This is a genomic window from Flavobacterium collinsii (genome assembly GCF_946903285.1).
Taxonomy (GTDB): domain Bacteria; phylum Bacteroidota; class Bacteroidia; order Flavobacteriales; family Flavobacteriaceae; genus Flavobacterium; species Flavobacterium collinsii.
The window spans coordinates 5137089-5157609 of the sequence record NZ_OX336425.1; the positions used below are offsets into that span (position 1 = coordinate 5137089).

The window sequence follows — 20521 nt, forward strand, 5'->3', positions numbered from 1 at the left end:
ACAAGAAAAAGATATAGCTTTGCAGCTATAAATTAAAAGTTAATGATTAACCCATCGGCACCAGGCTGGATAGACAAGTTTTTTAGCGAACAGAAGTTTTCAGAAGCTATACCTTTTGAGACTGCAGATTCGTTCTACAATAAAGTCAGAGAAACCGGTTTTATTTACGGTCATATCATTGCTATTGATTCTCAAATTCCGATTCCGATAAAAGGATGGTTTAAAACCGAAATTTCCAAAGTAGCTTTATTAAATACTTTGTATGGTGTTTTTTGTTTGGAAAAAAGAAGTTCAGAACCTAATAATTTTATTTCTGAGGTTTTAAAATTTTACAAAGAAATGAGTCCGGAAGGATTTAATTTATTCAAAATTTTACTTCCGAAAGACACACCTTCTCTTTCCTTAGAAAATATCATAGACCAAAGGGTTCAGACCAATGACAGCATTATCAGTAAAAACTTTTCGCATTTAGTGACCAATGCGCTTCTCTTTATTGATGTCCTTGCTTTCAGGCAATATTTGGAACATGGTTCAATACCTGAAAAATACTTAAAACGAATCGAAGAAACAGTACTGGGTATTGTGGCTCTGGCTTTAAAAACCAAAACCATAAAATCGCAACATGACGATTTGTTAATTAAACTTTTTGAAGCTTCTATCAGATATTCTAAATTTTCAAAAGTAACGGTTGATACTTTAGAAACTTTACAACTGGACTATTACAACAACCAACTCGAATATTATTATCTAATCGATATGGCCGGAATGGCTTTATGGAGTGATGGTGTTGTAGAAAATGAAGAAGCTTACTTTTTATACTCTTTAGGTTCTATGATGGGCGTTTCGGATGATTTTGTTACCAAAAGTATTGAAACCACGAACACCTTTATCACCACACACAAAAAGAAGATTCCTTATTTCAACTATTCCAATCCTGTAAAACATTTTTACGATCAGATGACCCATAGTGTCGTAAAACTAATTGTAAGAAACAAAAACAGATTGGTTAAGGAAATCATCCAAAGCAAAGAATTAATGGTCCTACTGGCTTATTCGACTACCAGAGATCTGGATGCTAAGGAAAAGAAGAAAGTAAAAAAACAGCTTCTGGATATCTGCAAAACGATTCCGTCACTGACTATCTTTTTACTACCTGGAGGAAGTTTATTATTACCAATTCTGATAAAATTTATTCCAACTTTATTACCGTCTGCTTTTAATGAAAATCTGGACGAAAACGAATAAAAAAAATCGCCCCTTGAGGCGATTTTCTTTTTTATATTACAAGTCTAACTGATAAACCTGATCCAATTCTTCATTCGAACTGATGTTTACATTTAAATCGGTTACAAAACCAGAGTTCAAACCATAAACCCATCCATGAAGCATTAAATCCTGTCCGTTTTTCCAAGCACCTTGTACAATAGACGTTTTAGCCAAATTGTAAACCTGCTCTTTAGCATTGATCTCAACGAAAGCATTAAAACGCTCTGTTTCATCTGCGATTGAATTAAGGTACTTATCATGTAAACGATATTCATCTTTAATGTGACGGATCCAGTTGTCGATGATTCCTACAGACTGATTTCCCATTGCAGCTTTTACACCACCGCAACCATAATGTCCACAAACAATAACGTGTTTTACTTTTAAAACATTTACAGCATAATCCAGAACACTCAACATATTCATATCAGAGTGCACCACCATGTTGGCAATATTACGATGTACAAAAACCTCTCCCGGTTTAGCTCCAATAATTTCGTTTGCAGGAACACGGCTATCTGAACATCCAATCCATAATAATGGTGGTGTTTGTCCTTTAGCCAAATCAGCAAAATAGTTTGGGTCTAACGCTAATGACCTTTCAACCCATTGTTTATTGTTTTCAAGTAACTGCTTATAAAACTCTCTCATTTTTTTTTGTTTTTTGAATGGTATTACCAGATGTTTAAATATATTAAAAACAACTTCACTGTAAAGTTATCTAATTTTAATACTTCTCACAATCAAGAAATACCTTAATTAATATAATTTATTTATAAATCTCCTTTTACCTTTTCTTTTTGAACTAAAGCTCTTTTAGCAACATCATAATAATGCTCAATAGACACGTGATTATTGATATCCGGCGAATTCTCAAGCTCATAAGCTTTCTTGAATCCTTTCAGCTTTACTTTAATATTTTCATCAATGGCTCTTGTTTCTTTAAATTCGCGAATCAAATCTAAAACATCGTGCGCAATATACTCTGTATCTGCGGCATTGATAATCACTTTAGAATTTTCAGGGATTTCATTTAAAGTCAGTTTAATTGCTGCCTTATTTAAGAATGAAACTTCCTGTGCTAAATCAATATGAATAACATCTCCATCTTCGTATTCTTCTTTTTTGAAACTGTACGCTCTTTTCAGGTTTCCTCTCAGTACGAAAATAATACTGATAACAATTCCCAAAGCAACTCCTTTAAGTAAATCTGTTGCTACAACAAATACCAAAGTTGCAATAAACGGTATAAACTGGTACTTTCCTTTTTCCCAGAAATGTTTGAAAGTGGCAGGTTTTGCTAATTTGTAACCTACTAAAATTAAAACAGTAGCCAAAGTTGCCAATGGTATTTTATTTAATAATGTAGGGATTGACAATACACTAATTAACAAAAGCACACCGTGAATAATAGCCGACATTTTAGACTTTGCTCCTGCATTATTATTGGCAGATGATCTTACTACAACTGATGTCATTGGTAAACCACCTAAAAGAGAACTAACTATGTTACCAATTCCTTGCGCTCTAAGCTCAACATTGGTATTAGTATAACGTTTTTGAACATCCATTCTGTCGGCAGCCTCAATACACAATAATGTCTCAATAGAAGCCACAATAGCAATTGTAATAGCAACCACCCAAACTTGCGGATTGGTAACCGCAGCAAAATTTGGTGTAATCAGAATAGATTTAAATTCATCAAAAGATTTTGGAACTGGCAAAGAAACCAAATGTTCTTTTGCAATTGCCAATGTGCTTCCTGTTGAAACAAAAAACTCATTTAAAAGTACTCCCGCAACAACAGCAACAAGTGCTCCCGGAATTAATTTAAGTCTCTTTAAAAAAGGAACTTTCTCCCAGGAAATTAAGATCACAAAGGAAACAAGTGAGACTACAACTGCTCCTACATGTATGTGATTCAGAACGTCAAACAAAAATGAAAAGGAATTGCTTCCGTCATTTTGAATAAAAGCCTGATCACCTTCAAAATCAGCATCATATCCAAAAGCGTGAGGCAACTGTTTCAAGATGATAATAATTCCGATACCCGCCAACATTCCTTCAATAACGTTTGTTGGAAAATAATTTGAAATACTTCCGGCCTTTAAAAACCCTAATGCTAATTGAATTAATCCAGCAATAAAAACAGACATTAAAAACACATCGAAAGCACCTAAATCAGTAATGGCAGTTAAAATAATTGCTGTTAACCCAGCCGCTGGTCCGGAAACACTAATATGTGACTGGCTTAGGTACCCTACAATGATACCACCAATAACACCTGCAATAATTCCTGAAAACAAAGGTGCTCCAGAAGCCATTGCAATACCCAGACACAATGGAAGAGCCACCAAGAAAACCACTAAACCCGAAGCGAAATCAGATTTAAGGTTGGCAAAAAGATTGATTTTTTTTGTCATAATACAATACTAAAAAAATTATTCATTAACGATTGACCGCATTTATTCAAATGCAGTTTGATTCAAAATAATCGGAAGTATTATGCCAAGTTCGGAGGTGGAGCAAAAATGCTCGGGGAAATATTGTCTAGTTTTACAATATTTTCAGACACTATAGTCTTTTTTTCAATATAAACTGGCATAACAACTTCATGTTGAAGTATTGCCGGATAAACAGCAGCCTTAAGTTCTTTATGTGAATGTTCCTCTTCAGAAAAACTAAAAAATAGCGACGCATCATTGCTTTTCTTCATCACCGTCACTATAGTTGGGGTAGATAAGAATGCAATAAATATGAATAATAATATACGAGCGACTAATTTCATTGGAACAAAAATAGCGTTAAACAAATAAAATCAAAGCGAGAGGCCTAAAAATTTATACAAATTTAACAAACATAAAAAAGCAGAATGATCAAACCCGACCATTCTGCTATAGTAATCATTTTAGGAACAACACATTACAACTCTTCTTCAAGCCATGCATTCATCATCCAGATTGTTTTTTCCTGCTCGGCAATGAAGTCACTCATCATAGAATTTGTCCCTTCATCGTTAATTTCATCCGACTGCTTTAGAATTTCTCTTTCAATTTTTAACAAATCAGACAACGAATTTACAATTAAGTGAACCGCTTTTTCGTCGTTTGAAATATTCTTTCCAACAGTTAATTTATTATTTTTAATATAATCTTCAAAAGTATGTAAAGGAGTTCCTCCAATAGTTAAAACCCGTTCTGCAATCATGTCAATTTTTAACTGGGCATCCGTGTACAATTCTTCAAACTTTACATGCAGATCAAAGAAACGCTTACCACGAATATTCCAATGTATTCCTCTTAAATTTTGGTAATATACCTGAAAATTTGACAACAGAATATTTAATTCTTTTACTAACAATTCTGATTCTTTTACTGGTAATCCTAAAATATTTGTCTTCATAGTTTTCATTTTATAATATGATTACTACAAATTTAAGATAAGTTCTTTTAAAATTATATAAAAAAAAATTATATTTTCTTATTTTTGCATCAAAAATTACTATCAAAATGACTATAACTCAATTGCAATATGTGTTAGCCGTTGCCGAACATAAAAATTTCACGCTTGCTGCCGAAAAATGTTTCGTTACCCAGCCAACGCTAAGTATGCAGATTCAGAAAATCGAAGAAGAATTAAATATTCTGATTTTTGACAGAAGCAAAAAGCCTATTCAGCTTACCGATATTGGTCAAAAAATTGTAAACCAAGCCAAGAATATTGTAAACGAAGCGGATCGTATTAAAGACATTGTAGAACAACAAAAAGGCTTCATTGGAGGAGAATTCCGTTTAGGAATTATCCCGACCATTATGCCCACACTTTTACCAATGTTTTTAAACAACTTCATCAAGAAATATCCAAAAGTTAAACTTCTAATTGAAGAGCTTAATACAGACGAGATCATTCTGAAATTAAAAAATGGCCATCTTGATGCTGCTATTGCTGCTACTCCGCTTGAAGATGAAAAAATAAAAGAAATTGTATTGTATTTTGAGCCTTTTGTCGCTTATATCCCGGAACATCACGCCAGTTTTCAAAAAGAAGAAATTGAAGTTGCCGATTTAAACATCAACGAAATCCTGTTACTTCAGGACGGACATTGTTTTAGAGACGGGATTTTAAATTTGTGTAAAAATGCCAGTGACCTCGATCAGAATAATTTTCAGATTCAAAGTGGTAGCTTTGAAACCCTAATTAAACTAGCCGACGAAGGTTTGGGTACAACACTACTTCCGTACTTGCACACCTTAGACTTAAAAGATTCCGACAAACAGAAGCTACGCAACTTTAAGGAACCAAAACCGGCTCGTGAGGTAAGTTTGATTTACCCGAAGAGCGAATTAAAAATGCAAATCATTGACGCCCTCAGATCTACAATTGCCGGAGTGGTTAAAGGAGCAATTGTTTTTCAGAACGTTCAGATCATAAGTCCGCTACAAAAGAAATAACAATAAAAAAGGAGCCAATTGGCTCCTTTTTTTATACTTTAATCAGTAGTAGACTTTGTTTTAACTCTGGTTTTTCAATAATGAAATTTAATAACCATTCTTGCAATTGTTCCATTTCGTACGGTAACAGTGTCTTGATAGCTTTCTCTAATTCTTTACAGAAAAGTATCGGGTCGAAACTTACTCTCTCAAGTATTGATTTCGTGTAATCAAACATCATTTTTGACATAATAAAATAAGATTTTTTGGGGGTTATCTATATTTTCAAACTCGCAACAAATTTAAACAAATATCATTCACGAGTACCGATTTTAACTTATTATTTTAAAAACTTTAGCAACGAATACGATTTCTTAATGCATATAAATCAATATAGAACCATTCTAAACAACTCATTTATACCTTTTTAAAAGCCCGAAACATCTCACGTTTTCCAGGCGGCCCTGCCAATTTTTCAACAGTAAATCCAACCTCAATCATACTTCTTTTAACAACTCCACGAGCTGCATAGGTTACCAGCACTCCGTTTGGCCTTAAACTTTTGTACATTTTTCTAAAGATTTCGGTGCTCCACAGCTCCGGCTGTACCCGATATCCGAAGGCGTCAAAGTAAATCAAATCAAAAATTTCAAAATCATCGATTTCATCAAAAAATTGTTTCCTTTTGGTTAAGCTGAAATCGTTAGTGATGGCAACTTTCTGATTCCATTCGTATTCATGCATTTTCTCAAAAACCTCCTTATAAACCGCAGCCTCCAATTCGTCGACATAATTCATAGCCAACACCTCTTTCGCATCAACAGGATAAGCTTCTACTCCAACATAATCAATTGGCTGTTGCTTTTGACTGGATTCTAAAAAAGTAATAAAAGCATTCAAACCCGTTCCAAAACCTATTTCAAGAATACTTACCGGGTCACTATCAAACAACGAAAGACCATTTTTTATAAATACATGTTTCGCCTCCTGAATTGCTCCGTGTTTCGAATGGTAACACTCATCCCACTCTTGCAAATGAATTGTGGTTGAACCATCTAGCGTTTTAATTATTTCTCTTTTCACCTTTTTCAGAATTTACAATCCGTTTCTACTGGTATTTCGACCTTTTTAAGTGCCAAATTTAGTCAAAACAAATGCGTAAAGCCTTAAAAAACGGTTCATTTTTCATAAATTCTTTATAAAAATGTCTTAATTTTTTCACTTTATTATAAGATAAATAAATCTCAGTTAAAGCCCGTAAATAATGCAGTTTTACTAAGTAAATTATATATTTTTACTTAATTTTGCATTCAGTAAAACCTATATCACAGCAGATCATTGCTTTAGATTCTCTGCACTATTAATGATAATTACCTAAAAAAACTTTACATAATTAATTATGAGTACAACTCAAACACACAAAATTGAAATCAGAAAAGCAACTTCGTCGAAAATAAGCGGAGTAGACTTTCAAAACCTAAGCTTTGGTTCTGTTTTTACAGACCATTTATTCGAATGTGATTTTAAAAATGGAGAATGGCAAAACCCTGTCGTTAAGCCTTATGCTCCAATTTTAATGGACCCTTCTTCAAAAGTCTTTCACTACGGACAAGCTATTTTTGAAGGAATGAAAGCTTATAAAGATGACAATAACGATGTTTGGTTGTTCAGACCTGATGAAAATTTCAAACGTTTTAACAATTCTGCGGTTCGTATGGCAATGCCAGAAATTCCGGAAAGCATTTTCATGGACGGCTTGAATGAATTATTAAAAATTGACCACGAATGGATTCAAAAAGGAAACGGAAGCAGTATGTACATCCGTCCATTTATGATTGCAACTGGTGCCGGTGTGGTAGCAAATCCTTCTGACGAATATAAATTCATGATTTTACTTTCTCCTGCACAGTCTTATTATGCCGGTGAAGTAAAAGTAATTATCGCCGAACATTACAGTAGAGCTGCAAATGGAGGAATTGGAGCTGCAAAAGCTGCCGGAAACTACGCTGCACAGTTTTACCCAACTAACCTGGCAAACAAAGACGGCTTCCAACAGGTAATCTGGACTGATGATGCAACGCACACAAAACTGGAAGAAGCAGGAACAATGAACGTTTTCTTTAGAATCAACGACACTTTACTGACTGCTCCAACAAGCGAAAGAATTTTAGATGGTATCACCAGAAAAAGTTTGATTGCTATGGCAGAAAAAGAAGGTCTTAAAGTTGATGTTCGTCCGGTTCTGGTATCAGAATTGGTAGAAGCTGCAAAAAGCGGAGCATTAAAAGAAATATTCGGAGCAGGAACAGCAGCTGTAATTAGTGTAATTAAAGGTTTCTCTTATCAGGATGTATATTACGAAATGGCTCAACTTGAGAATTCTTATGCTTCTTTATTGAAAGAAAAATTAACAAGTCTTCAAAATAAACTTTCAGAAGATACTTTTGGCTGGACTGTAAAAGTACAGTAACGAAAGACACCTCTATAAAACAAACCCGACAAGTTTTAAAACCTGTCGGGTTTTTTATGCTAAAGCAATTTTGAAAAATCAGGCTTAAAATAGTTTGGCCCTTTCATTACTTTTCCATCTTCTCTGTAAATTGGCTTCCCGTCTTCTCCTAATTTACTCATATTACTACGCTGAATTTCATCAAAAACAGCTTCGATTTTATCCTGCAGACCGTGCTCGATAATGGTTCCGCACAAAATATACATCATATCTCCAAGAGCATCAGCAATTTCAACTAAATCATTATTCTGAACCGCTTCCAGGTATTCTTCATTTTCTTCCTTCATTAAATTATAACGAAGCAGTTTTTTGTCTCTCCCAAATCAGCAATTGGAGCCAGACTATGTCCTATTCTGAAGGCAGTATGAAATTCCGTAACTGCATCAAGTTGTTTTTTCATGATATTATTCGATTAAATGAGATGGCAAATTAGCAACAATTCGTATACAATTCTCTAAATTTGCCAAAAATAATTTTCAACTATGTTTAGTCAAGGACAATTAATATTCGGCCTCTGTTTTTTTATCGCATTCGTAATCGTAATGATATTCGCTTATCGAAAAGATCTTGCTTTACACAAGGTTTTTTACAAAGGGAATTATAAAGTATTACTCGTCTTCTTACTTTTTATTGCCATTTTATTTGTAATTAAATTTTTCTTCAAACGATAAGACCGAAAAGAAAGTTTTCGATTTCAAATAAAACCATTTTCAGTACATTTTATTTGATTTTCTCTTCCGATAATGGTATAAAATGTACTTTTACCAAAGTGTTATTAGTGCGACTAGTAATAAATTTATAACTTTACGACTCCAAATAAACCACTACAATGAAGATTCTTAAATATTTATTCCTACTACTATTATTAAGCCTTGTTGCCCTTACCGTTTTTGTTGCCACACAAAAAGGAATCTTTTCTGTGGAAAGAAGCAAAGTGATCAATTCACCAAAAGCTACGGTATACAATTACCTTAATGATTTTAGAAATTATGAAGATTTTGAATCCTGGTCTGTCGAAGATCCTTCGATCAAAATGACATTTCCTAATAAAACTGTCGGAAATGGCGCCTCTTTTTATTGGGCCGGTTCTGAAGGAAACGGAAACGCCATTACATTAAAAACAAAGGACGGAGAAAGCATTCAGCAAAAAATGAAATATGACGGAACGGAAGCTGATGTAAACTGGACCTTTAAAGATACTTTGGCCGGAAAAACAAAAGTGACTTGGAAAGCCTCGGGAACAATGAGTTTTTTATTTAAAATCTATACCGCTCTAAATGGAGGTTCTGATAAAGTGATTGGAACTATTTATGAAAAAAGTCTGGCAAACATCGATAAAAACTTAGATTACGAAACAAAAACATACTCTATAAAAGTTAACGGCCTGGTAAAGAAAATCGAAACTCCATACATCAGACAAACGTTTACGAGTGAAATTGGAAAAATAAGCAAGAATGCCAGAATCGTTATTCCAAAACTTATAGAGTTTAGCAAAAACAATGGTTTATCGACCAATGGCAAACCTTTTATTATTTACCACACCTACGATACCACAACCGGACTGGCCAAAATTTCGATCTGCCTACCTACTATTCGAGAAATCTTAACCACATCAGGAAGTGACATTTCCGGTGGAAAACTAAATGGCTTTGAAGCGGTAAAAACTACTTTAAAAGGCGATTATACACATCTTAATGAAGCCATTAAAAAAACAACTGCTTTTATCAATAACGAAAAAATCACTCCTGATTTAAGCTGGTCGCATCTTGAAATTCTAACCATGAGCAAACTGGATGTAAAAAGCCCGTCGAAATTGATGACCGAAATTTACTACCCAACAAAACCTAAAGTAATTCCGGTAGCCAAAGTGCCTGTTTACAGACCAGCCACTACCGATCCGGCAGCTGTAAAACCTGCAGAAACCCCTAAAACACCTGAAGAAGAATCGGAATTCTAAAATAATTAAAGGTGTATTAAACCTTTTGTTTAAAATTCATTCTAATACCATAAATAACGAAATTTGGCAGACGAGAAGGAATTTATTCAACAATTATTAAATCCTGCAACGCAAAATACTGCGTTTCAAAAACTCGTGTCTGATTATCAAAAACCGCTGTATTCTCATATTCGAAACATTGTTTTAAACCATGACGATACAGATGATGTTTTGCAAAATACTTTTGTAAAAGTCTTTCAGTACTTAAAAAACTTTAAAGGGGAAAGCAAACTTTTCTCGTGGATGTATCGAATAGCAACCAATGAAGCTTTGACATTTTTAAGTCAAAAAGCAAAACTAAACGGATTAACTTCTGAAGCCCTGCAGAATAAAACTATCGACAATTTAAAAGCAGATGTTTATTTTGACGGAGATGAAATTCAGATCAAACTTCAAAAAGCAATTGTGACCTTACCGGAAAAACAGCAATTGGTTTTTAAAATGAAATATTTTGAAGAATTAAAATACGAAGAAATTGCCGAAATCCTAGGAACTTCAGTCGGTGCTTTAAAAGCATCCTATCATCACGCTGTAAAAAAAATAGAAATATATGTTACCTCAAATTAAACCTTTTGTAACAACAACTGTCTAATAGCTATTATGAAAACATTTAAATTAGAAAACGAACCGAAAATAAAAACTGGGTTTAAGACTCCGGAAAATTATTTTGATGATTTTTCGACAAAGGTTTTACAACAAATAAACGAAAAGAAAGAAATAAAAGTAATCCCAATTTACAAACGTAAAAAAGTACTTTCAATCGCGGTTGCTGCGGTTGTTTTTATAGGGTTACTGATTCCTATAGTAAACAATTACAACAAAACATCCAAAGACCTTGACGAAGACACTTTGGAAACGTACTTGTCCTATCAGTCCAATTTAAATCAATACGATTTGATTCGTGAACTGGATGATAAAGACATTGATAAACTCAATAAAAATGTTGCCCTTGAACAGGAAACACTTGAAGACATCCTGGCTACCAATCCAAATATCGAAAATTTAATTTCAGAATAAAACAAAAATTTCAAAAGATGAAAATTAAAAATATACTACCAATAATTCTATTCTTTATTACTTTCTCTTTTTATGCTCAGAGTGACAAAACGGATGAAAAGCGGGAGAAAATTAAAGCTTATAAAGTTTCTTTCTTAACGACAGAACTTGAGCTAACCTCAACAGAAGCCGAAAAATTCTGGCCCATCTACAATACATACGATGATAAGCAATACGAATTGCGCCACGAAAAAATGAAAATGTATCTGCGTAAATTAGACGATGACAACATTAGCTCGATGTCTGAAAAAGAAGCTGCATCACTCCTATCACAAATCGAAAGCGCAGACAAAGAATTATACATCCTTCGCGACAAATATAATAGCAATTTAAAAAAGATACTTTCTGCCAGGAAAATATTAAAATTAAAAAAATCAGAAGACGACTTTAATCGTAAACTTTTAAAACAATATCGAGACAAAGCCGGCAAAAACTAATAAACAAAACAACAGCAGCGAGAACCCCATATAATAATACTTACTTTATTATTTGGGGTTCTTGTTATTTTATTTAAATCGGATTCGGATTACTTTATTATGCCCCGCAGCAATTGCAGTATTTCTGTTCACAAAACGAATGGTAAAAAGTTTTGTATCTGTTGATAATTGGGTCCAGTTCTCTCCTCCATTTTGAGAATATTGTATCCCTTCAGAACCTACGCATATAATTTCTTTACCATTTCCTCCCGGAACGTACTGCACACAGGAAGCATATCCAAAGCCCATGCCCTGACCAATTAACTGCCAGGTTTTACCACCATCAGTAGTAAAAGCTTTATTATCCTTTTTTTGATTTGGAAGTTCGTAATCTCCACCGGCAATAAATCCGTGTTTCGCATCATAAAAATCGGCTGTAAAAATACCGGTCATGGTTTTCCCCTGCACGATTGGAGTTTCAATTGCTTTCCAGGTTCTCCCTTTGTCTGGTGAATAAAAAACACGTGCTTTTTTACCTCCCGAAACCAGCCAGGTATCACTACCTTTTATGACAATATTAGAATTACTGGCCGCAAAGGCTGCTTCGCCCTCTGCATTTGTAGGCAATTTATCTGATAATACTTTAGTCCACGTTTCTCCTCCGTCACGCGTTATAATAATTGAAAAAGTATCCTCTGTAGGATCTCCAATCGCAATTCCTTCTTTATCATTCCAAAACTGCATACTATCATAAAACACTTTCGGATTAACTTCTTTATATACCAATTTAACTTTTTGTGTTTTTTTCGAAACCTGATAAAGCAATGCAGGATTCCCTACACTTAACAAAAAGATATTGTTTGCATTTTGAGCTATACTTCTGAATTCCAATTTCAAAGTATCACGATAAATATGATCTTCAAACTTTTCTTTTTTATCTAAATCATAAAATCCAAAACGAGAATTATCCGCCCCATACCAAATTTTATTTTTATCGATTGAGATGGCTCTAATACTAATTTTATCCTGAAATAAAGTATCTATCTGAATTGATGTAAAACCCGTGTTAAAAATCCCCTTCCCACTATTATTCAAGGTTTTAAAAGACATCAATAAAATTAAAGCACCTAAAAATAATATTACTTTTCTCATATAAACTAGTTTTTTAGCGCTAAAATACAATTATTTATAACACCTGAAATAAGTTTCGCTTTTTTTTCTGGCACAGTAATTGGATACCTCCAAATATTAATCTTAATATGATTTGAAAATGAAAACTAAACTACTTTTTATAGCCCTCCTTATAATAGGTTTGAGTTCTGTTCAAGTACAAAGTCAAACTACTGTATATGCAAAAAATTCAGATATAAGCGATAATTTAGACTTAAGAGCTGTTGCTTCTATGTTTGGGGAATCAGCGAATTTACAGGATTTCGAAAGACGTTTGAATGACCCCAGATACCAAATCTCAAATCTTGATTTAAACGACGATAATCAGGTCGATTATTTACGTGTAATCGAATCTGTAGAAAACAGAACTCACGTTGTCATTATTCAGGCGGTTTTAGATCGCGATGTTTATCAGGATATTGCAACAATTGATGTAGAAAGAGACAATTACAACAAAGTAAGTGTGCAAATTGTTGGTAACAGTTACTTATATGGTGCCAATTATATTTACGAACCGGTTTATAATGTGGTTCCCGTAATTTACACTTCGTTTTGGGTAACCAATTACAGACCTTATTATTCTAGTTGGGGTTGGAATTACTATCCAAGATATTATTCCGCCTGGAGACCCTATCCGATTTACAGATACAGAAACAATATCAATCTGTGTATCAATGTAAACAATAGCTACAACTATGTAAATACGAGAAGAAGTTACAGAGCTCCTGTTTTGTATGAAACGAGACGTACCTACGGTTACGAAACAAGACGTCCTGACTACAGCTTTGCTCAGAGAAATTCTAACGCCAGCAACCGATACGATCTGGATCAAAGACGTGTTACAACCAGAGAATATGGAAGAAATCAAAATACGTACAATACAAACCGATCTAATTCAGACCGAGTATCTACTACAAATGACCGTACGACCAACAGAAATTATTCGGAAAACAGAAGTTCTTCCGACAGAAATTACACTACGAATCGTACCATTTCTTCAAACAGAGACTACTCAGGTGTAAACACAAATCCTGCAAGAGTTGAAAGTTCAGGAAGAAGCGAAAACAGAAGAGATTACAGTCAAAACAATTCAAATGCTTCCAGAGGAAATTCACAATCTTATGGTAATACCGAAAGGGTTTCGACTCCTCAAAGAACAGAATCGTCCAGAAATTATTCTGAAAATAGAGGAAATTCAGCGAGACAGCAAAGCTCTCAAAGCACGCAACGTTACGAAGCTCCAAGAGCAAGTCAGGAGTCCAGAAGCAGTGAACCACAAAGAGAAAGCGGTTCGGGCGGCAGAAGCAGTGACGGCAGAAGAATTTAATATAAAAATTGCATTTCCCTGTAAAAATCAAAAGCACAATTTGACGATTGTGCTTTTTTTTATCTTTTTAGTTATAATTGAGGTTAGTTTGTTTTAAAACAGTAAATTTGCAACCGTCTTTTATAAAAATATACATGAGCGCATCGCATAAAAACTTACATAGTAAGTTGTCTATAGGAGGTTTATTGATAACATTAGGAATTATTTATGGAGATATTGGTACTTCTCCATTATATGTAATGAAAGCCATACTTGGTGATTATGCCATTAATTCTGATATTGTTCTTGGTGGAATTTCATGCGTTTTTTGGACTTTGACTTTACAAACTACGATAAAGTATGTACTTATTACTTTAAGTGCCGACAATCATGGGGAAGGTGGGATTTTTGCCTTATATGCACTGGTCAAAAAAACTAAAATTCAGTGGCTCATTGTGCCCGCCATCATCGGAGGAAGTGCCTTACTCGCCGATGGAATTATAACGCCACCCATTTCGATTTCGTCTGCTGTAGAAGGAATCAGAGCGTTCTATCCAACCATGCAAACAGAGACCATTGTTTACATCGTTATCGGAATCTTATTCATTCTTTTTACCATACAACAATTTGGAACCAAGCTCGTTGGAAAGTTTTTCGCTCCAATGATGTTAATCTGGTTTGCCATGTTGGGAACGCTGGGAACGATTCAAATCCTAAAGCATCCTGAAGTTATCAAAGCGGTAAATCCGTATTATGCTTATCATTTATTGTCTATACATCCTGATGGTTTCTTTGTACTTGGTTTTGTGTTTTTATGTACAACAGGTGCCGAAGCATTGTACTCTGATATGGGGCACTGCGGAAGAAAAAATATCCGAATCAGCTGGGTATTTGTAAAAACTGCGCTGGTATTAAACTATTTTGGACAGGCTGCTTATTTAATACATCATGAAGGCAGCACACTGCAACAACTAGGTGGAGAAAACGGAAATCCGTTCTATTTAATTATGCCACACTGGTTTCTTCCTTTCGGAATTGTAGTAGCAACTTTGGCTGCGGTAATTGCTTCCCAGGCACTTATCAGTGGGTCATTTACTTTGATCAACGAAGCAATGCGTTTAAATTTCTGGCCAAAAGTTAAAATTAAATATCCTACAGAAGTAAAAGGTCAATTGTATATACCATCAATTAATTGGTTGTTGTTTTTTGGTTGTGTTGGAATCGTTTTACACTTTCAGAAATCAGGAAATATGGAGCATGCCTACGGTCTTGCGATTATATTATGCATGATTATGACTACTATTTTACTGAATTATTATTTGATAATGAAACGTGTAAAATTGTACCTAATGGTGCCGTTAATCACTATTTATTTACTGATTGAATTCAGCTTCCTGATTGCTAACATTACTAAATTTGCCGAAGGTGGTTATGTAACTTTAATCATTGCAATCCTTCTGATCTCGATCATGACGATCTGGTATCTGGCTAAGAAAATCAATAAGAGCTATACTAAAATCATCAAAATTGACGATTATAAGAAGGTGTTAATGGAATTGAGTGAAGACTTATCGATACCAAAATACGCAACGCACCTGGTTTATATGACCAACGCCAATCGTGTTGATGAATTAGAAGAAAAAGTCATTTACTCGATTTTACAAAAACGCCCGAAAAGAGCTGACATATACTGGTTTGTACACGTCAACATTTTAACAGAACCGTACAAAACACAATACAAGGTTACCGAAATTGCTAAAGACGATATTTACAGAATCGATTTTAATTTAGGATTCAGAGAGCCTACCAAAATCAATTTAATGTTTAGAGAAGTAATTCGTGATATGGTAAAACGTGGCGAAGTAGACATCACCAGCCGTTACGAATCTTTAAACAAAAACAATATCATTGGTGACTTTAAATTTGTACTGTCGGAGAAGTTTTTATCCAATGACAACGATTTAAGATGGCATGAAAACATCATTATGAACTCTTATTTCTTCATTAAAAAACTGAGTTTATCTGAAGAAAGAGCTTTTGGTTTAGACAGTAGTTCCGTAAAAATAGAGAAATTCCCAATGGTGCTTCACGCTCCGGAGAATATTGGACTGACAAGAATTACAAAATAAATCATTTAAAAACATACTCAAAAACACTCTTTTAAACCTTATTAGAGTGTTTTTTTTCTTTTAAAAAAGAAGTTAAATAACAATCAAAATTAAAAATTTAACTTTCAATCAATTAATAGTACCTTTGCAACTCAAATAATTAAAATGAGATTACACAGAAATTTAGTTTATACTACCATCGATTCTTTAAACGCAATTTTCAATGAAGGAGAATATGCGGATAAAGTGGTAGCCAGAGCCTTAAAAAAAGACAAACGTTGGGGAAGTTCTGACAGGAAGTTTGTTGCTGAAACGATATACGAAATTGTTCGTTGGAAAAGATTATACGCAGAAATTGCAGAAGTTAAAGAACCGTTCGACAGAGATAATTTATGGAGAATGTTTGCGGTTTGGGCTGTTTTAAGAGGATACCCTATTCCGGATTGGAGACAATTGGAAGGAACTCCTGAGAGAAAAATAAAAGGTCGTTTTGACGAACTTTCTAAAACCAGAGCTTTTAGAGAATCTATTCCGGACTGGATGGATGAATTAGGAGTAAAAGAATTAGGAGAGGCCGTTTGGTCAAAAGAAATTGCGGCTCAAAATCAACCTGCAAAAGTTATCTTAAGAACCAATACACTGAAAGGTACTAAAGAAAACTTAAGAAACACCTTGATGGATTTAAATATTGAAACTGAATATTTAAAAGATCAACCAGAAGCTTTAGTTTTAAAAGAAAGAGCCAACGTATTTTTGACGGACGCTTTTAAACAAGGTTTATTTGAAGTTCAGGATGCCAACTCACAATTAGTAGCGGGTTTTCTGGATGTAAAACCAGGAATGCGTGTGGTAGATACGTGTGCCGGAGCCGGAGGAAAAACATTACACATTGCTTCGTTGATGGAAAACAAAGGGCAATTGATTGCAATGGATTTGTACGAAAGCAAACTGAAACAATTAAAATTGAGAGCCAAAAGAAATGGCGCCTTTAATATTGAATACCGTATTATTGACACTACAAAAGTGATCAAAAAGTTGCACGAAAAAGCCGATCGTGTTTTAATTGATGCACCATGTAGCGGTTTAGGAGTTTTAAAAAGAAACCCTGATGCAAAATGGAAATTACAACCGGAGTTTATCGATAACATTCGTAAAGTTCAGGCTGAAGTTTTGGAAAGCTATTCGAAAATTGTAAAACCGGGTGGAAAATTAGTTTATGCCACTTGTTCCGTTTTACCATCAGAAAATCAGGAACAGGTAGAGAAATTCTTAAAGACCGAAATCGGAAAACAATTTACATTTATTAAAGATCGTAAAATACTAGCCTCAGAATCTGGATTTGACGGATTCTATATGGCGCTTTTAGAGAGAAAGGCATAACACTAAAGTTTTACCATAAAAAAGCCTAAATTTAAAATTCCAAATTCCAAACGATAAAGTTGGAATTTGGAATTTCTTTTTTCTATTGTTTACCAAGGATCAATTTGGACACATATCTGGTGAAATCAAACAATATGGTGGGATGTTGCCACAGGTTGGCGGTTGTGTTAACTGCTTGGAACATCGCAATTGGTAGCCATTTAAATAATAAATAAAATCACCGCCTTTAATTTGCTTTAATTCGCTCTTACTCAATTGCTCAACATTTGTTAGATTTAAGATAAATTTCATAATTATTAGGTTTTAAAGTTAATACCTTATAAATATAGCTGATTTTTCTTACTTTCGGCAAAGTGTTTTTTCTACACCAAACTAGGCTTACGCAACAGTTTCCCGTTCTCGTTTTCTTTAAATTTCGGAACAAAAACAATCTCCTTTGGTTTTTCATATTTTCCCAATACATCAAAAAAATCGGGAGCAAACTCTTGCTTCTCTCCTTCTATCACCAAAATTAACTTCTCTCCCAAAACGGTATCCGGAACTCCGGTTACAAAAAACCGACTGTTTATTTTCCCTATCAACTTACTTTCTATCTGCTCCGGAATCAACTTCACTCCTCCGCTATTCACTACATTATCGATTCGTCCCAAAAACACAAACTGGTTTTCATTCACCAATTCCACCAAATCATTTGTCACGATAGGCTCGTTAGAAACCGAAGGCAGATGAATAACCAGACAATCGCGATCGTCTTTGCTTATTTTTACATTCGGAAGAATCGAGAACGCCTTTTCTCCCACTCTTTTAGCAGCGATATGCGTAATAGTTTCCGTCATACCGTAAGTTTCGTAAATCTGTGTTTTTAATGGCAGTAATTGCTCTTCCAGCGCACTGTCGATTTTAGCACCACCAATGATTAGCTTCTTTACATTCTTTAATCCTGCTATAGAATTCTGGACTTGTAAAGGCACCATGGCAACAAAATCATATTGTGTTTTATTTAAAGCCAAAGGCGCTGTACTTGGTGATACCACATCAATATCCAAACCTAAAATTAAACTTCGAACCAGCATCATTTTTCCGGCAATAAACTGTGTAGGCAAACAAAGCAATGCCTTGTCACCAGGCTTCAGACCGAAAAAATCACCTGTTGCCAGAGCCGACTGAATCATAGCCTGTTTTTCTAAGCGTACTAATTTCGGAAGCCCGGTTGTACCCGAAGTTGTCATTTCAATAAAGTCTTTCTTATCGAACCAGTCCAGCAAAAATTCACCAATGGCCCTCTCGTACACATCTCCTTCTTTGATGTAACTATACCCTATGCGGCATAAATCCTTTCCATTTAAATGATAACCATTCAACTTAAAATAATTATGGACATTTTTATGTGTTAGTTTTGACATGACTGTATGTTTTAATTTGAAGATTCTACAACAACTATATTACCCGTTAATTTTTCTTTCCAATTGTTCCATTTGTATTTTTTGCTAAAAATAAAAAGCAAAATAGGATAAACCACCACTACCGGCAGTATTACATCCCAGCCCGCCGAAGGCTCTGAGGTATCTTTAAAAAGCGAATGCGTTTGAAAAACAGACCAATCGGAGGTCACTAATAAAGCTCCCACTAAATTATTTGCCGCATGAAAACCTAACGCCAATTCCATCCCCTCATCCATTAAGGTAATTACACCCAGAAACAAACCGGTCCCTATATAATACACCATCACTATATACCCCATTTTTTCGACTTCGGGATTAAGAATGTGCATCGAACCAAATATCAGCGAAGTCATTAGGAGCGGAAACCACCTGTTTTGAGCCAAATTAGCGAACCCCTGCATCAGGTATCCTCTAAAAACATATTCTTCGGTAGAGGTTTGTATAGGTATTAATAGCGTAGCTAAAACCACTAAAATTAAAAAAGGGACGAGTTTAAAATTCCAAACAAACTTCTCGGGAGCATTCAGATAAAGTGCCAGAAAGCTTAAAACAGAGAACAAAGCCCATAGTAAAAAAGAAAAGCTTATCCGTCTCCAATCTACCTTCGATCTAGAAGTAGTAACTGATAAAAAAGTCTGACGGTGCAAATATTTTACCACATAATACACTCCTGCAAATGCAAAAACAAAAGAAATCATCACCAAAAACAACGTGAGATTAAGTTCAAACATACTCATTACTGCTCCATTATCAACAGGAAAAGATTCTCCGGAAATGTAACTTTTATAAAATACCGCAACAGAAAAAGGAATTTGACCAATAAATGACGCTAAAATTATTAAAACCGATCCTAAAAGATACAACCAGAACTTATTGTGAGGTTTAATTCCTTGTTCTAAAAACATACTTATAATAATTTAAAAATGAGAATTCGATTTAATAACTAAATCTTATTTTTGGCACTGCTAAAATACCTATTTTTAGTTTAATTATCTTACAGCAATTTAAATATATCAAAATGATACAAATTTATCATAACCCACGTTGTGGAAAATCAAGAACCTGTCTGGCTTTTATCGAAAAAACAAAACAGGAATTCCAAATCATTCCCTATCTCACCGAAACTCCGGACTTTAATGAGTTAAAAGAACTTCTTAAAAAACTAAACCTTCAGCCCCTGCAATTGGTAAGAATTAAAGAAAAAGTATGGATTGATAACTACAAAGGAAAAAACCTGACCAACGACCAAATTATAGCCGCTATGGTGGAACATCCTATTTTAATCGAGCGCCCAATTGTTGTAAAAGACGGCAAAGCTATCATTGGAAGAGATCCGGATTTGGTAGCTTCTTTTTTAGATCAATTATAAAGAACCATATTAACATATTTTTGTGATTTTTCTCTTTAAACCAAAAGCTACATTTGCCGTCTAAAGAGTAATT

At 34.4% G+C, this 20521-nt stretch carries 20 protein-coding genes and 1 pseudogene; 11 read left to right on the forward strand and 10 right to left on the reverse strand.

Annotated elements, in window-relative coordinates:
* The first annotated feature begins 42 nt into the window (after positions 1-42).
* Positions 43-1245, forward strand: coding sequence for an LETM1-related biofilm-associated protein (locus OGZ34_RS20605; RefSeq protein WP_173967809.1), 1203 nt, complete (start codon positions 43-45; stop codon positions 1243-1245).
* 36 nt (positions 1246-1281) lie between these two features.
* Here the strand turns inward: OGZ34_RS20605 and can are convergent, their stop codons facing one another.
* The 4 genes from can to OGZ34_RS20625 all read right to left on the reverse strand — a co-directional run bounded on the left by can (position 1282) and on the right by OGZ34_RS20625 (position 4668).
* Entirely contained in the window at positions 1282-1917 is a 636-nt protein-coding gene (gene can / locus OGZ34_RS20610) for a carbonate dehydratase (protein WP_173967808.1), read from the reverse strand.
* 122 nt (positions 1918-2039) lie between these two features.
* Entirely contained in the window at positions 2040-3689 is a 1650-nt protein-coding gene (locus tag OGZ34_RS20615) for a SulP family inorganic anion transporter (protein ID WP_173967807.1), read from the reverse strand.
* A gap of 80 nt (positions 3690-3769) precedes the next feature.
* Entirely contained in the window at positions 3770-4054 is a 285-nt protein-coding gene (locus OGZ34_RS20620) for a hypothetical protein (protein WP_173967806.1), read from the reverse strand.
* A 134-nt stretch (positions 4055-4188) separates the two neighbouring features.
* A complete protein-coding gene (locus tag OGZ34_RS20625) occupies positions 4189-4668 on the reverse strand; it encodes a Dps family protein (protein ID WP_173967805.1) in 480 nt (159 codons plus the stop codon).
* 107 nt (positions 4669-4775) lie between these two features.
* Between OGZ34_RS20625 and OGZ34_RS20630 the strand changes: the two genes are divergently transcribed.
* Positions 4776-5717 carry a LysR substrate-binding domain-containing protein gene (locus OGZ34_RS20630; protein WP_173967804.1) on the forward strand — a complete coding sequence of 314 codons (942 nt, stop codon included), beginning with the start codon at positions 4776-4778 and terminating at the stop codon, positions 5715-5717.
* Between the two features lie 31 nt (positions 5718-5748).
* Here OGZ34_RS20630 and OGZ34_RS20635 read toward each other — a convergent pair whose 3' ends face one another.
* Positions 5749-5946: a hypothetical protein gene (locus OGZ34_RS20635; RefSeq protein WP_017496117.1), complete on the reverse strand. Its 198-nt coding sequence runs from the start codon at positions 5944-5946 to the stop codon at positions 5749-5751.
* A gap of 167 nt (positions 5947-6113) precedes the next feature.
* Positions 6114-6779, reverse strand: coding sequence for a tRNA (5-methylaminomethyl-2-thiouridine)(34)-methyltransferase MnmD (gene mnmD, locus OGZ34_RS20640; protein WP_263361567.1), 666 nt, complete (start codon positions 6777-6779; stop codon positions 6114-6116).
* 316 nt (positions 6780-7095) lie between these two features.
* Here mnmD and OGZ34_RS20645 point away from each other — a divergent pair, with 316 nt between their 5' ends.
* The gene (locus tag OGZ34_RS20645; protein ID WP_263361568.1) at positions 7096-8166 is read left to right on the forward strand and encodes a branched-chain amino acid aminotransferase; all 1071 of its coding nucleotides are present in this window, start codon (positions 7096-7098) and stop codon (positions 8164-8166) included.
* 59 nt (positions 8167-8225) lie between these two features.
* Here OGZ34_RS20645 and OGZ34_RS20650 read toward each other — a convergent pair.
* Positions 8226-8605 (reverse strand): annotated as a pseudogene (locus OGZ34_RS20650) (pyrophosphohydrolase domain-containing protein).
* 429 nt (positions 8606-9034) lie between these two features.
* On the opposite strand from OGZ34_RS20650, the gene OGZ34_RS20660 reads away from it, so the two are divergent.
* From OGZ34_RS20660 to OGZ34_RS20675, 4 genes are all read left to right on the forward strand, one after another.
* Positions 9035-10162 carry an SRPBCC family protein gene (locus OGZ34_RS20660; RefSeq protein WP_263361569.1) on the forward strand — a complete coding sequence of 376 codons (1128 nt, stop codon included), beginning with the start codon at positions 9035-9037 and terminating at the stop codon, positions 10160-10162.
* Positions 10163-10225: 63 nt separating this feature from the next.
* A complete protein-coding gene (locus OGZ34_RS20665) occupies positions 10226-10768 on the forward strand; it encodes an RNA polymerase sigma factor (protein ID WP_263361570.1) in 543 nt (180 codons plus the stop codon).
* A 33-nt stretch (positions 10769-10801) separates the two neighbouring features.
* On the forward strand, positions 10802-11218 hold the full coding sequence (locus tag OGZ34_RS20670; RefSeq protein WP_263361571.1) for a hypothetical protein: 417 nt from the start codon (positions 10802-10804) through the stop codon (positions 11216-11218).
* Positions 11219-11235: 17 nt separating this feature from the next.
* Positions 11236-11694: a sensor of ECF-type sigma factor gene (locus OGZ34_RS20675; RefSeq protein WP_173968003.1), complete on the forward strand. Its 459-nt coding sequence runs from the start codon at positions 11236-11238 to the stop codon at positions 11692-11694.
* A gap of 69 nt (positions 11695-11763) precedes the next feature.
* On the opposite strand, the gene OGZ34_RS20680 is transcribed toward OGZ34_RS20675, so the two are convergent.
* Positions 11764-12825 (reverse strand): beta propeller repeat protein, encoded by a 1062-nt coding sequence (locus tag OGZ34_RS20680; RefSeq protein ID WP_173968002.1) that lies wholly within the window; start codon positions 12823-12825, stop codon positions 11764-11766.
* Between the two features lie 118 nt (positions 12826-12943).
* On the opposite strand from OGZ34_RS20680, the gene OGZ34_RS20685 reads away from it, so the two are divergent.
* The 3 genes from OGZ34_RS20685 to OGZ34_RS20695 all read left to right on the forward strand — a co-directional run bounded on the left by OGZ34_RS20685 (position 12944) and on the right by OGZ34_RS20695 (position 17637).
* Positions 12944-14170 (forward strand): hypothetical protein, encoded by a 1227-nt coding sequence (locus tag OGZ34_RS20685; protein ID WP_263361572.1) that lies wholly within the window; start codon positions 12944-12946, stop codon positions 14168-14170.
* A 134-nt stretch (positions 14171-14304) separates the two neighbouring features.
* A complete protein-coding gene (locus OGZ34_RS20690; RefSeq protein WP_173968000.1) occupies positions 14305-16278 on the forward strand; it encodes a KUP/HAK/KT family potassium transporter in 1974 nt (657 codons plus the stop codon).
* A gap of 144 nt (positions 16279-16422) precedes the next feature.
* Positions 16423-17637, forward strand: a complete 1215-nt coding sequence (locus OGZ34_RS20695; RefSeq protein ID WP_263361573.1) for an RsmB/NOP family class I SAM-dependent RNA methyltransferase — start codon at positions 16423-16425, stop codon at positions 17635-17637.
* A gap of 362 nt (positions 17638-17999) precedes the next feature.
* On the opposite strand, the gene OGZ34_RS20700 is transcribed toward OGZ34_RS20695, so the two are convergent.
* Complete coding sequence (locus OGZ34_RS20700) at positions 18000-19040, reverse strand: AMP-binding protein (protein WP_263361574.1); 1041 nt, start codon at positions 19038-19040, stop codon at positions 18000-18002.
* Positions 19041-19051: 11 nt separating this feature from the next.
* On the reverse strand, positions 19052-19984 hold the full coding sequence (locus OGZ34_RS20705) for a CPBP family intramembrane glutamic endopeptidase (RefSeq protein WP_263361575.1): 933 nt from the start codon (positions 19982-19984) through the stop codon (positions 19052-19054).
* Between the two features lie 113 nt (positions 19985-20097).
* On the opposite strand from OGZ34_RS20705, the gene arsC reads away from it, so the two are divergent.
* Positions 20098-20448, forward strand: a complete 351-nt coding sequence (gene arsC, locus OGZ34_RS20710) for an arsenate reductase (glutaredoxin) (RefSeq protein WP_173967995.1) — start codon at positions 20098-20100, stop codon at positions 20446-20448.
* Positions 20449-20521 lie beyond the last annotated feature (73 nt).